Genomic DNA, 13,709 nt, shown 5'->3' with positions numbered 1-13,709 from the left:
CTGATAGATTTAGTGATTTAATTTCTGACTGACAATAGACTCAATCTATGTAAAAACGCATCAGGGGAGGTAGTTTCAGCCTATCTAACACCTAGTTTTCTACTATTATTACATACTTTCCAGCCAAGCTTCATCTCGAACTTCTATACCAAGTTCTTGGGCTTTTTGGAGTTTGCTTCCTGCATCTGCTCCTACTACGACAAGATCCGTTTTCTTGGATACACTGCCTGTTACCTTAGCTCCCAGACTTTCGAGTTTGCTTTTAGCTTCAGAACGCGTGAGGCGTTCCAATTTTCCTGTCAGAACTACTGTCAAACCTGACAAGGCTGCATCTGTAACTACAGTCTGACCTTTGTAGTCCAGATTGACTCCTGCTTCTTTCAGTTCATCTAAGAGTATCTTAGATCCTTCGGTAGCAAAATAGGCCTGAAGGCTTTGGGCAATTACACTACCCAAGCTTTCGATACTTGCTACTTCCTCTGGATTTGCTTTGGCTAGATTTTCAATCGAATGAAAATGTTGGAGCAAGAGCTGACTAGCCTTACTTCCGACATGGCGAATACCCAGACCAAACAAGAGCTTTTCAGCAGAGTTTTCCTTAGATGCTTGAATAGCCTGATATAGTTTTGAGGCTGACTTTTCCTTGACGCCCTCTAAAAGGAGGAAATCGTCTTCTGTCAAACGGTAAATATCCGCCACATCCTTGACTAGATTTGCAGCAAAGAGCTTTTCAACTACTGATGGACCAAGCCCGGTAATATTCATGGCATCTCGAGAGGCAAAGTGAATCAAACCTTCCATAATTTGAGCAGGACAGCGAGGATTGATACAACGAAGAGCCACCTCATCTTCAAAATGAAGCAAGTGACTGTCACAACTTGGACAGTTAGTCGGAATATCTAGTTTTTCTTCAGAAAGACGTTTAGACTCTACCACACGCAAGACGGCAGGGATAATGTCCCCAGCCTTATAGACGATAACTGTATCGTCCTTGCGGATATCTTTTTCAGCAATATAGTCCACATTGTGCAGGGTCGCACGGCTAACGGTTGTACCAGCAAGTTGAACAGGTGTGAGATTGGCAGTCGGGGTCACAACACCAGTACGGCCTACTGTCCAGTCAACTGAAAGGAGCTGGGCTTCTTTTTCCTCAGCAGGAAATTTGTAGGCCACTGCCCACTTTGGAGCCTTAACGGTAAAGCCAAGTTCTTCTTGACCTGCTAAGTCATTGACTTTAATAACCACTCCATCAATATCGTAAGGCAGATGTTCCCGTTCTTGTCCTACTTCTTGGATGAAATCCCATATCTCATCTATAGTTTTAGCAAGGATTCGTTTAGGATTAACCACAAAACCAAGCTGTTCAAGATGCTTCAAGACTTTTTCTTGGCTATCCCGAGTAGAAGGACTAGCTTCTTGATAGAGAAAAGTTGCAAGATTGCGCTTGGCTACTACTGCTGTATCTAGCTGACGCAAAGTTCCAGCCGCCGCATTACGAGGATTGGCAAATTCAGGCTCTCCATTTTCTTGGCGTACTTGGTTGACCTGATCAAACGAAGCGCGTGGCATATAACACTCTCCACGAACGGTGATATCTAGTTCTTCTGGTAAGGTCAAAGGAATGTCCTTGACACGCTTGAGGTTCTCTGTGATATTCTCTCCAATAGAACCATCCCCACGTGTCGCACCGACTACCAAAATTCCCTTTTCATACGTAAGCGAGATAGACAAACCATCGATTTTCAGTTCGCAAATATAGGTCGGTTGGAGTAATTCCTTTCGAACACGCGCATCAAAAGCCTCTAACTCTTCACGTGAAAAAGCATCCTGCAAACTATAAAGAGGATACTGATGACTGTATTTTTCAAAACCGTCTAAAACCTTGCCACCAACACGATGGGTCGGACTGTCCGCTAAAACTTGTTCTGGATAGGCAGCTTCCAACTTGACTAACTCTCGGTAGAGGCGATCATACTCGCTATCTGAAACCGAGGGGTTATCACTTGTATAGTACTCGGTTGCATAGCGATTGAGTAAGGCAACTAACTCTTTCATTCTTTCATTCATAATATTATTTTACCACAAATGAAGCCCTCCTCACAATAGAGAAGGACTGAAAAATGGTTAGTATTGAAATATTTTCTAAAGATAGTGAAATTATGAGTCTTTTTCAAAACGACTGCGTACATAAACAAGGGATAGACAAGACAGGATGATAACCCCGCTTCCAATTATCAGGAAAGAAGAGAGATGTACACTTGGCAGCACTGTCATAAATCCTTTTGCAATAGGCATAAATAGAATTGCTAAAGTAAAAATTGTACTTAATACTCTACCCAAATATTCACTTTCAACCTTGGTTTGCACCTGAGTAAAAAAGTGAATATTAAAAATCGTCATAAACAGTTCACAAACTAAATTTCCGGAAAAAGAAAGAAAAGTTGGCAGTGGTAACCCCATCATAAAAACTCCAATACCAGTCAAAGCTAGTAAAATCAAAAGGCTATGAACACTTGCTTTTATCTTACTAGCAAGAAGAGCTCCGATAATGGAACCAATTGCACCCATAGTCAAAATACTTGCATAAGCTCCTTCTACTCCATAAAGGCGATTTGAAAAAGGGAGGAGAAATTCAAAAGCAGCAAAAAAGAAATTAACACTGGAAGCCACTAACAAAAGGAAAAAGATCTCTTGCTGGCGCCAAATATAGCGAATCCCTTCTTTCATATCAGCAAAAATATTTTTCCAGCTGAAAGTCTTTTTCTCTTGTAACTGAGTCTCTTTTTTGGGTAGAAAAGCTACTAAGGTAAATGCGATGAAAAAACTAATGGCATCTAAAACGAGCGTCATATGGAGACTTGCAAACTGTAAAACAAGGAAGGAAAGAACAGGAGAGCTAACACCTACAACCTGCAAAACCAGCTCTAAGCGAGAGTTATAGATCACAATCTCATCTTTCTCAACAACCTCAGTTATAATGGCCTTATTTGCTGGTCTAGAAAATGCAAAGGCAATCGCCTGCACAATATTAGCCCCAATCAAAGCACCAATCATCCAGCTGTCATTCCTTATAAAAGAAATAGCCAGACAAAGAATCCCACAAACAAGGTCTGCCGCCATTAAAATCTTACGACGAGAAAAACGGTCTGAAACGACTCCGCCAAAAGGATTTACGAGAATAGATGTGACGAGTTCAGAAATCTGATACATTCCTAAAACTGTCTGTCCAATAGTCCCCATGGAAGCCAACCAGACACTATTTCCATAATCATAGAGCATATTCCCTATCTTGTCAACAGCTCCACGGCTAATCAACTGTACTGCATAGCGATTCATATAAAAACTCCTCTCAAATTTTGAAACTATTGTATCAAAGCTGAAAGGAGCTTTTTATTTTTTCCCTTATTTGGGAAAATTAATCTTTGACAAATATCTCGTAGTGTTCCTGATAGTAGGCTACTTGCTCTGGAAGACCTAGTAGGTCAAAAATACGCATGGCCTCTTTCATCTGCTTACAGCCTTCTTTACACTGTCCTTTTTGGTACAAGGAAAAGCCTTTTAGATAATGGAAAATATTACGCTCATAAAGCTTAATACCTTTACCAATAATCTTCTCTGTATAAATCTCAAAATAGCTTGCATTATCAAAAGAAGCATGCTCTAAACAATGCTGGTAACAATTGAGGGCCAAAATCAAGACCAGTTTTCTATGGCGACCAATTTCTTGATAAAATTCTTCCCTCTCCATAACTTCTCTTCCAATTCGAGTGACATAATCCACATCGTAGAAACTATAGAGGTTCCCGAAAAGAATCAACTCATACATGGTCCATTCTTCTGTTTTAAAGAGATAATCTGCTACTTTTTCCAAATCACTCTGACTCATCGTGTAATGAGCATCTCTTTGACAAATCAGACCCTGTAACAAAATCCAATTCAGCTCAAAATAGAGAGGATTTGTCGAATTTCTAGCCTTTTCAAGTTGTTCACTTTGAAGCTTTTGAAAACCTGCAATATCATTTGAGTAGTAAAGCGGAATAATCTGCGCCATCAAGGCAACGTGTTCATGATTTTGGAAATCTCTAGCTTTATCCATAAAATTTTCAATGGTCACATGAATATTATCCAAAATCTCAAAGAAACGAGAAACTGCTAAATCAGACTCTCCAAGCTCGAAGCGAGATAACTGAGAAGTCGAGCAAGAATCGCCCGCTGCCTCTTTTAAGGAGTACTTCCCACTTGTTCGAAAGTCACGAAATACCTTTCCGAGATGATTCATTTTACACCTGCTCCGATAATTCTTCCCACTCAAGCATAGCCTCTTCCTGACGATGGCTGATTTTGTCCAGTTCAGCCTGCAACTCCATGAGTTTTTCGGCGTCATTGGTTTCCAACATTTGTTCAGAGATGGCTTGACTTTGAGTTTCTAACTCTTCGATTTCAGCCTCTAAACTCTCGATTTGACGCATGAGTTTGCGAGCTTCTTTCTGACTTTCTTTCTGAGCTTGATAGTCATTAACTGGACTTAATTCTTTATCTTGGTTGTCAGTTGAAAGTTCCTCAGCTCGACTCGCTTCTGCTTCTGCCTTCTTTTCAACATAGTAGTCATAGTCTCCTAGATAGAGGGTCGAACCATTTTCGGACAATTCCAAAACATGAGTAGCCACACGGTTAATAAAGTAACGGTCATGGCTGACGAAAAGAAGGGTTCCGTCAAAGTCTATCAAGGCATTTTCTAGCACTTCCTTACTGTCAATATCCAAGTGGTTGGTTGGCTCATCAAGTATCAGGAAGTTGTTGTTTTCCATAGACAGTTTAGCAAGTAACAAACGAGCGCGTTCACCACCTGACAGCATCCCGACTGACTTTTTGACATCATCACCAGAGAAGAGGAAGGCACCAAGGCGGTTACGGATTTCAACTTCTGGTGTCAATTTAAAGTCATTCCAGAGTTCATCCAGAACCGTATTATTTGGTGTCAGCTTGCTTTGGGTTTGGTCATAGTAACCAACCTCAACATTTGCTCCAAAACGCTTCTCGCCTTTGATAAAGGGAATCTGATCCACAATAGACTTGATAAAAGTTGACTTCCCGATGCCATTTGGTCCAACGATGGCAACAGCATTCATCTTACGGACGTCCAGATTGATTGGCTCTGAGAGTATTTCCCCATCATAGCCAATAGCCGCATTTTCAACTGTAAGGACAACATTTCCCGACGTTTTTTCAGACTGGAAGGTCATATTGGCTGATTTCTTGCCAGCTTCAGGCTTGTCCAAACGCTCCATTTTTTCTAGTTGTTTACGGCGAGATTGAGCACGTTTGGTCGTTGAAGCTCGGACTAGATTGCGATTGACAAAGTCTTCCAGAGCAGCGATTTCCTTCTGTTGCTTTTCATAGTTTTTTGCCTCAGTAGCTAGTTTTTGCTCCTTTAACTCAACAAAACGAGAGTAATTTCCTACATAGCGATCTAAGGAATGCTTAGTCAAATCAAGTGTAACCGTCGCAACCTTGTCCAAGAAATAACGGTCGTGGCTGACAATAATGAGAGCACCGCTATAGTTTACCAAGTAATTCTCCAACCAGGCTATCGTTTCAATATCCAAATGGTTGGTGGGCTCATCTAAGACCAAGAGATTGGGCTTTTCCAGGAGCATTTTTGCCAGTGCCAGACGAGTGTTTTGACCACCTGAAAGTTCAGCAATTTTCATCTGCCACATAGTCTCATCAAACTTGAAACCATTTAAAATCGCTCGAATGTCTGCTTCGTAGGTAAAGCCACCTGCCTGACGGAAATTTTCTGACAAACGGTCGTAATCCGCCATCAGTTTATCCAATTCAGCACCAGACTTTTCACCCATCTCCAATTCCATCTGACGGAGTTGTGTCTCCGTACGCCGTAGATCATCAAAAACATGGAGCATTTCGTCGAAGATAGTATTTTCAGACTCAAAGCGGCTGTCTTGGGCGAGGTAAGAGAGAGAAATATCTTTTTTCTTATTGATTTCTCCACTAGTTGGCTCCTCTTCTCCAACCAAAATCTTCAAAAGAGTGGACTTACCAGCGCCATTTCTTCCAACAAGAGCAATCCGGTCTCGTTCATCTACCTGCAGATTGATATTATCAAAAAGAACCTCTCCTGCAAAAGAACGTTCAATTTTATTGGCTTGTAAAATAATCATATAGGTAGTATAGCATGTTTCCCTAAGGGGTTCAAGACTATAGAATCCATTTCATTTCAAGCTTTTTCAGAAAGTTATGCTAACGTTTTACTAAAATGATAAATCGTGATATAATGAAAGCGATTAAAGCTAATAGACAAAGGAGACATTCAATGACTTACCAAGAAAATTATCAAAAATGGGTCGATTTTGCTGACCTTCCAGACTACCTTCGTCAAGATTTGGAAAATATGGATGAAAAAACAAAGGAAGATGCCTTCTATACCAATCTTGAATTTGGTACTGCTGGTATGCGTGGATTGATCGGAGCTGGTACAAACCGCATCAATATCTATGTTGTTCGTCAAGCAACTGAAGGTTTGGCTCGTTTGATTGAGTCAAAAGGTGGAAATGAAAAAGAACGTGGTGTGGCAATTGCCTACGATAGTCGTCACTTCTCACCTGAGTTTGCCTTTGAATCTGCGGCAGTTCTTGCAAAACATGGTATCAAATCTTACGTATTTGAAAGTCTTCGTCCAACTCCAGAACTCTCATTTGCCGTTCGTCACCTCAACTGTTTTGCAGGTATCATGATTACTGCCAGCCATAACCCTGCACCATTTAACGGTTACAAGGTTTACGGTGAAGACGGTGGACAAATGCCTCCACACGATGCAGATGCTTTGACTACTTACATCCGCGCTATCGAAAATCCATTTGCTGTGGAAGTTGCCGATGTGGAAGCTGAAAAAGCTTCTGGTTTGATTGAAGTTATCGGGGAAGCTGTCGATGTGGAATACCTCAAAGAAGTTAAAGACATTAACATCAACCCTGCCTTGATTGAAGAATTTGGTAAAGACATGAAGATTGTCTACACACCACTCCATGGTACTGGTGAAATGTTGGCTCGTCGTGCTCTTGCCCAAGCCGGATTTGACTCAGTACAAGTCGTTGAAGCGCAAGCAACTCCAGACCCTGACTTTTCAACTGTTAAATCTCCAAACCCAGAAAGCCAAGCAGCCTTCGCCCTTGCTGAAGAACTCGGCCGTAAAGTAGGTGCTGATGTACTTGTCGCAACTGATCCTGACGCTGACCGTGTTGGTGTTGAAGTTCTTCAAAAAGATGGTAGCTACCTCAACCTCTCAGGTAACCAAATCGGTGCCATCATGGCTAAATACATCTTGGAAGCCCACAAAAATGCTGGAACACTTCCTGAAAATGCAGCCCTCTGCAAGTCTATCGTATCAACTGACTTGGTAACGAAGATTGCTGAGAGCTACGGCGCAACCATGTTCAACGTCTTGACTGGTTTCAAATTTATCGCTGAAAAGATTCAAGAATTTGAAGAAAAACACAATCACACCTACATGATGGGATTTGAGGAAAGCTTCGGTTACTTGATCAAACCATTCGTACGTGATAAAGATGCTATCCAAGCCGTTCTTGTAGTTGCTGAGCTTGCTGCTTACTACCGTTCACGTGGTTTGACTCTTGCTGACGGTATCGAAGAAATCTACAAAGAGTACGGTTACTATGCTGAAAAGACTATCTCTGTAACTCTTTCAGGTGTAGACGGTGCTGAACAAATCAAAGCCATCATGGCTAAATTCCGTGAAAACAGGCCTAAAGAATTTAACGCAACAGAAATCACAGTCGTAGAAGACTTCAAGGCTCAAACTGCTACTGCTGCTGACGGTACTGTTACAAACTTGACAACTCCTCCAAGTGATGTTTTGAAATACACTCTTGCGGATGGTTCTTGGATTGCAGTTCGTCCTTCTGGTACTGAACCAAAAATCAAGTTCTACATTGCCGTTGTGGGTGAAAGCAACGAAGATTCACAAACTAAGATTGCCAACATCGAAGCAGAAATCAATGCCTTTGTAAAATAAGCAAGCTAAAAGATGAGATAAACCAATCTCATCTTTTTTTCGTATCAAATTCGAGCAATTTTAGAAACTTTGTGGCATACTAGTTTTATCAAAAAAAGAGAGGTATTCTTATGAATCAGTTTTTAGAAGATATTAAAGACCTTGAAGTGACTACAGTTTCGCGCGCCCAAGAAGCACTCGATAATAAAGAAACAGCAACCTTCTTCATCGGTCGCAAAACTTGCCCTTACTGCCGTAAATTTGCTGCTACATTAGCAGGCGTCGTAGCTGAAACCAAAGCACATATCTACTTCATCAATAGCGAAGAACCTAGCCAACTCAATGCTTTGCAAGATTTCCGCTCACGTTATGGAATCCCAACTGTACCAGGCTTTGTCCACGTTTCGGATGGCCAAATCAATGTCCGTTGCGACTCATCAATGTCAGCACAAAAAATCAAAGAATTCGCAGGATTGTAAAAGACAACAAAAGAAGGCACTCGCCTTCTTTTTTATATATCTGTCAGTGGTGTTGCTGTATCTGGGGAAGTGTCATAAACCTTAAAGTCAACTCCGACTCCCAGATCGGCTTGGGCTAGCTGATTGACCATGGTCATATGAGCCAGCTCCTTGATATTGTTCTCTTTTGACAAGTGACCAAGGTAGATTTTCTTAGTCCGATTTCCCATTGCACGAATCATGGCCTCAGCTCCGTCTTCGTTAGAGAGGTGACCGAGATCAGATAGGATTCGTTGTTTGAGTCGCCAAGCGTAAGATCCTGCTCGTAAGATTTCCACGTCGTGGTTGGACTCGATGAGGTAACCGTCCGCATTTTCGACAATCCCTGCCATACGGTCACTAACATAACCTGTATCAGTCAACATGACAAAACTCTTGTCGTCTTTCATAAAGCGGTAAAACTGGGGTGCTGCGGCATCATGACTAACCCCAAAACTCTCAATGTCGATATCGCCAAAAGTTTTGGTTTTACCCATTTCAAAAATGTGCTTCTGCGATGAATCCACCTTACCGAGGTACTTGCTATTTTCCATAGCCTGCCAGGTTTTTTCATTGGCATAAAGATCCATACCATACTTACGAGCCAATACACCGACTCCATGGATATGGTCGGAATGCTCATGCGTAATCAAAATCGCATCCAGATCCTCAGGTTTGCGGTTGATTTCACTCAAGAGACTGGTAATTTTCTTACCAGACAAGCCTGCATCCACTAAAATTTTCTTTTTTGGCGTTTCCAGATAAAAGGAATTTCCACTGGAACCTGATGCTAAAATACTGTATTTAAAGCCTTTTTCACTCATTCTAGTCTTCTACTTCATCCTCCCAGACTTCTTCTTTCACGGCATCCTTATCATAAGGGAGCACGATGGTAAAGGTTGATCCCTTACCGTATTCACTTTTTGCCCAAATAAAGCCATTGTGTTGTTTGATGATTTCTTTGGCGATAGCCAGACCTAGACCAGTTCCACCTTGGGCACGACTTCTTGCACGATCCACACGGTAAAAACGGTCAAAAATCTTCGGCAAATCCTGTTTTGGAATACCTAGACCTTGGTCTTTGATGGATAAAATCATCTGGTCATCAGTGGTTTTCATGCTGACAGTGATTTTCCCACCATCTGGTGAGTACTTGATAGCATTGTTGAGAATATTATCAATCACCTGGGTCATCTTATCGGTATCAATCTCGATCCAAACTGAGTTAATTGGATAATCTCTAACCAGCTCATATTTTTTCTCTTCATCCTGGCTCCTCATCTTATCAAAGCGGTTGAGAATAAAGGTGATGAAGGCTGTAAAGTTAATCAATTCCACATCCAGTCGAGTGGTCGCATTATCAATACGAGAGAGATGCAAGAGATCTGTCACCATCCGCATCATACGGTTGGTTTCATCGAGCGAAACCTTGATAAAATCAGGGGCTACAGGATCATACAAGGCTCCCTCATCCAAGGCTTCAAGATAAGATTTAACACTGGTCAAAGGAGTCCTCAACTCATGACTCACGTTTGAAACGAAGAGTCTCCGTTCGCGTTCTTCCTTCTCCTGTTCAGTCGTATCGTGCAAAACGGCAACCAAACCAGAGATAAATCCAGACTCACGACGAATAAGTGCAAAACGCACACGAAGGCTAAGATATTCACCATTAGCATTTTGGGAATCAATCATTAATTCAGGAATCTGTGTAATCAGGTCACGCAGTTCATATTCATCCTCTATCTTAAGCAATTCTAGGATGCTTTTGTTCAATGCTTCTTCTTTTACGATCCCTAGCTGTTTCTTAGCCATATCGTTAATCATGGTAATCTGACCACGGCGATTGGTCGCAAGCACTCCATCTGTCATATAAGAAAGAATACTGTTCAGCCTTTTTGTTTCTTGCTCCAGATTCTCCTGCGTTAAACGAATGACCTCAGACAAATCATTTAGATTATTGGTGATGTTGGTGATTTCAGAGCTTCCTTGCATATCCAAAACTCGAGAATAATCCCCTGCAATCAAATCCTTGACCTTTTGATTAATCTGCTTTAGTCGAATATTATCACGGCGATTTTCTAGCAATAGCAAGGTGACCACCAAGATAAAGCCCAGCAAAATCAAAATAAAGATAAAATCTCTGTTCAGAACGCCTTGTTTAATTGCTTCAATCATTATTTCTCATATAATAACCCACACCACGACGGGTTAGGATGTATTCTGGACGGCTTGGAGTGTCTTCGATTTTTTCACGCAAACGTCGAATAGTCACATCCACTGTACGAACATCACCAAAATAATCATAGCCCCAAACAGTCTCAAGCAAGTGTTCACGAGTAATCACTTGTCCAATATGGGAAGCCAAATGGTACAAGAGCTCAAACTCACGATGAGTCAACTCTAATTCCTCACCATATTTTTTGGCCACGTAAGCATCGGGCAGAATTTCCAAATCACCAATCTGTAGGGGTTGGGATTTATTTTCATCAGACTCTTGACTATCAGCTGAAGCAAGATCTGTACGACGGAGTAATGCCTTGACACGCGCCTGCAACTCACGGTTTGAAAATGGCTTGGTCACATAATCATCCGCTCCTAGCTCTAAACCGATAACCTTGTCAAACTCGCTATCCTTAGCTGAGAGCATAATGATAGGCACACTGCTCGTCTTACGAATAGCTTTGGCTACTTCTAAACCATCGATTTCAGGTAGCATCAAGTCTAGGATAATAATGTCGGGTTGCTCAGCTTCAAATAGCTCGATTGCCTCACGACCATTAAAGGCTGTTACAACCTCATAACCTTCCTTGGTCATATTAAACTTAATAATATCTGAGATTGGTTTTTCATCATCTACAACTAATATTTTTTTCATATGTTCACCTTTTCTCTATCTATTATAACAAAAAAATGGAAAGAAGGCACAAATGGCTAATCCCAACCCTCATCTTCAAGAACTGTTTTATAAGTCTGCCAAATCTTTTGTTGAGGTTTAGCGAGTGGGTAGTCAGAAAACTCCTGAGGGGAGAGCCAGCGAATTTCTCTGTCTGAAAACTGTTTCGAATCTGCCACCTGGCCCGCTAGGATTTGAATATGCCATTTACGATGACTAAAGACATGCTTGACTTGATCAAAAGCTTGATGGGACCAATTAACTTCTAAATCATAATCCTGCTCAAAACTTTCTTGGGGTGTTGGACCAAAAGCGACGCTTTTTTCAGCAACCTGAGCAAATAGATTCAGCTGTTCCTCTTCCTGTGAAAACTCCTCTACTTCTATCAATGGAAAATGCCAAAATCCAGCTAGCAGTTTCTCGCTTTCATTTTTCTCTAGTAAATATTGGCCTCTATCATTGCGCACAACCAAAGCCTTGAGATAGATTGGAAGAGGCTTTTTCTTGGGTTCTTTAATCGGATAACGATCCATGGTTCCATTCTGATACGCTGCGCTAAAGTCTTTAACAGGACTTTCTTCTGGTCGAGGATTAACTGGAGCCTCTATATCAGAACCCAAGTCCATCAAGGCTTGATTAAAATCTCCAGGACGCTCTGGATCAATTAAGATTTCCATCATAGCTTGAAAAATCTTTCGATTGCTGGAAACTCCGATATCATGATTGACCTCAAACAAGCGAGACAAAACACGCATGACATTGCCATCAACTGCTGGCTCAGCTAAATTAAAAGCGATACTAGAAATAGCTCCTGCAGTATAGGGACCAATCCCTTTCAAACTAGAAATTCCTTCGTAAGTGTTTGGAAATTTGCCTTCAAAGTCAATCATAATCTGCTGAGCCGCAGCCTGCATGTTACGCACTCGAGAATAATAACCCAAACCTTCCCAAGCCTTCAACAAACGCTCCTCAGGCGCATTTGCCAAACTTTCAACAGTTGGAAACCAGTCCAAGAATCGTTCATAGTAGGGAATGACCGTGTCTACTCTAGTTTGCTGAAGCATAATTTCAGAAACCCAGATATGATAAGGATTTTTACTTCTACGCCATGGTAAATCCCGTTTGTTTTCATCGTACCAGTTGAGGAGTTTCTCACGGAAAGAGGAAATCTTCTCCTCTGGCCACATATCAACACCATATTCTTTCAAATCTAACATATATCTAGTATAACATAGAAGCTTCTAACTGTCCTTTTCTTAGCGCTAAAAATCCTCTTCCCAAGGGAAAGAGGATTATATATTATTGATGAACTGCTTGAGCTGCAGTAATTAGTGTAAGATTGTATACGTCATCTGAGCTACATCCACGTGAAAGGTCATTAACTGGCTTATTCAAACCTTGTAAAACAGGACCTACAGCCGAGAAACCACCGAGACGTTCTGCAATCTTGTAACCGATATTTCCAGCTTCTATACTTGGGAAGATGAATACAGTTGCTTGTCCAGCTACTTTACTTCCTGGAGCTTTCAAAGCTGCCGTTTCGGGGTGGAAAGCAGCGTCAAATTGCAATTCCCCATCGATTTCAAGATCTGGACGTAGTTCGTGCGCACGTTGTGTAGCTGCTACTACCTTATCAACGTTCTCACCAAAACCAGAACCTTTACTTGAATAGCTCAACATAGCAATTTTGGGTTCGATACCAAACATTTTCGCAGTGATTGCTGAGTTAATAGCAATTTCAGCTAAGTCATCTGCATCAGGATTAATGTTGATCGCACAGTCTCCGAAAAGATAACGTTCTGAACCACGAGTCATCAAGAAGGCACCTGAAGTACGAGTAACATTAGGACGAGTTTTAATGATTTGAAGGGCTGGACGAACTGTTGCAGCAGTTGAGTGAAGTGCACCTGAAACCATACCGTCAACCAAGCCCATATATACTAGCATTACACCAAAGTAGTTAACGTCTTCACGCAAGAGTTTACCAGCTTCTTCTTCTGATATCTTACCGTTACGACGTTCAACGAGCGCAGCAACCATTTCGTCAAACTTAGCGTAGTGGTCAGGGTCGATAACTTCGTAACCTTCAGTGATCCCTTCGATTTCAAGGTAGATTTTGATTTTTTCAGGTTTACCAAGCAATACTGGGATGACATCTGTTTCTTTAACCAAACGTTTTGTCGCTTGAAGGATACGAGGTTCTTTCCCTTCAGGGAGAACGATGCGTACATTTTTACCAACCAGGTTGGCTTTGAGACTTTCAAAAACTTCCATGAGTTTCTCCTTT

The 13,709-nt window shown here is 41.4% G+C and carries 11 protein-coding genes; 2 read left to right on the top strand and 9 right to left on the bottom strand.

The features are described from left to right. Positions 1–108: 108 nt before the first annotated feature. The 4 genes from ligA to HMPREF9184_RS05895 all read right to left on the bottom strand — a co-directional run bounded on the left by ligA (position 109) and on the right by HMPREF9184_RS05895 (position 6,182). Complete coding sequence (gene ligA / locus HMPREF9184_RS05910; protein WP_001005746.1) at positions 109–2,067, bottom strand: NAD-dependent DNA ligase LigA; 1,959 nt, start codon at positions 2,065–2,067, stop codon at positions 109–111. 90 nt (positions 2,068–2,157) lie between these two features. Beyond that, the gene (locus HMPREF9184_RS05905) at positions 2,158–3,336 is read right to left on the bottom strand and encodes an MFS transporter (protein ID WP_001083040.1); all 1,179 of its coding nucleotides are present in this window, start codon (positions 3,334–3,336) and stop codon (positions 2,158–2,160) included. 79 nt (positions 3,337–3,415) lie between these two features. Next, positions 3,416–4,279, bottom strand: coding sequence for an Rgg family transcriptional regulator (locus HMPREF9184_RS05900; RefSeq protein ID WP_001015958.1), 864 nt, complete (start codon positions 4,277–4,279; stop codon positions 3,416–3,418). 1 nt (position 4,280) lies between these two features. Further along, a complete protein-coding gene (locus HMPREF9184_RS05895) occupies positions 4,281–6,182 on the bottom strand; it encodes an ABC-F family ATP-binding cassette domain-containing protein (protein ID WP_000584898.1) in 1,902 nt (633 codons plus the stop codon). 152 nt (positions 6,183–6,334) lie between these two features. On the opposite strand from HMPREF9184_RS05895, the gene HMPREF9184_RS05890 reads away from it, so the two are divergent. After that, positions 6,335–8,053 carry a phospho-sugar mutase gene (locus HMPREF9184_RS05890; protein ID WP_000222131.1) on the top strand — a complete coding sequence of 573 codons (1,719 nt, stop codon included), beginning with the start codon at positions 6,335–6,337 and terminating at the stop codon, positions 8,051–8,053. A 110-nt stretch (positions 8,054–8,163) separates the two neighbouring features. Next, positions 8,164–8,511 (top strand): thiol reductase thioredoxin, encoded by a 348-nt coding sequence (locus HMPREF9184_RS05885; protein ID WP_001071326.1) that lies wholly within the window; start codon positions 8,164–8,166, stop codon positions 8,509–8,511. Positions 8,512–8,543: 32 nt separating this feature from the next. Here the strand turns inward: HMPREF9184_RS05885 and HMPREF9184_RS05880 are convergent, their stop codons facing one another. The 5 genes from HMPREF9184_RS05880 to pta form a co-directional block, all read right to left on the bottom strand. Then, positions 8,544–9,353 (bottom strand): MBL fold metallo-hydrolase, encoded by an 810-nt coding sequence (locus tag HMPREF9184_RS05880; RefSeq protein ID WP_001290609.1) that lies wholly within the window; start codon positions 9,351–9,353, stop codon positions 8,544–8,546. Position 9,354: 1 nt separating this feature from the next. Further along, entirely contained in the window at positions 9,355–10,704 is a 1,350-nt protein-coding gene (vicK, locus tag HMPREF9184_RS05875; RefSeq protein WP_000568545.1) for a cell wall metabolism sensor histidine kinase VicK, read from the bottom strand. Further along, a complete protein-coding gene (yycF, locus tag HMPREF9184_RS05870) occupies positions 10,697–11,404 on the bottom strand; it encodes a response regulator YycF (protein ID WP_000723162.1) in 708 nt (235 codons plus the stop codon). The genes vicK and yycF overlap by 8 nt, the downstream gene beginning before the upstream one ends. 56 nt (positions 11,405–11,460) lie before the next feature. Beyond that, complete coding sequence (gene mutY / locus HMPREF9184_RS05865) at positions 11,461–12,639, bottom strand: A/G-specific adenine glycosylase (protein ID WP_000886164.1); 1,179 nt, start codon at positions 12,637–12,639, stop codon at positions 11,461–11,463. Positions 12,640–12,721: 82 nt separating this feature from the next. Further along, positions 12,722–13,696 carry a phosphate acetyltransferase gene (gene pta / locus HMPREF9184_RS05860; RefSeq protein WP_000451591.1) on the bottom strand — a complete coding sequence of 325 codons (975 nt, stop codon included), beginning with the start codon at positions 13,694–13,696 and terminating at the stop codon, positions 12,722–12,724. Between the last annotated feature and the right edge of the window lie 13 nt (positions 13,697–13,709).

It is taken from the genome of Streptococcus sp. oral taxon 058 str. F0407, assembly GCF_000235485.1.
GTDB lineage: Bacteria > Bacillota > Bacilli > Lactobacillales > Streptococcaceae > Streptococcus.
This window is presented reverse-complemented; position numbering and strand designations above follow the sequence as displayed.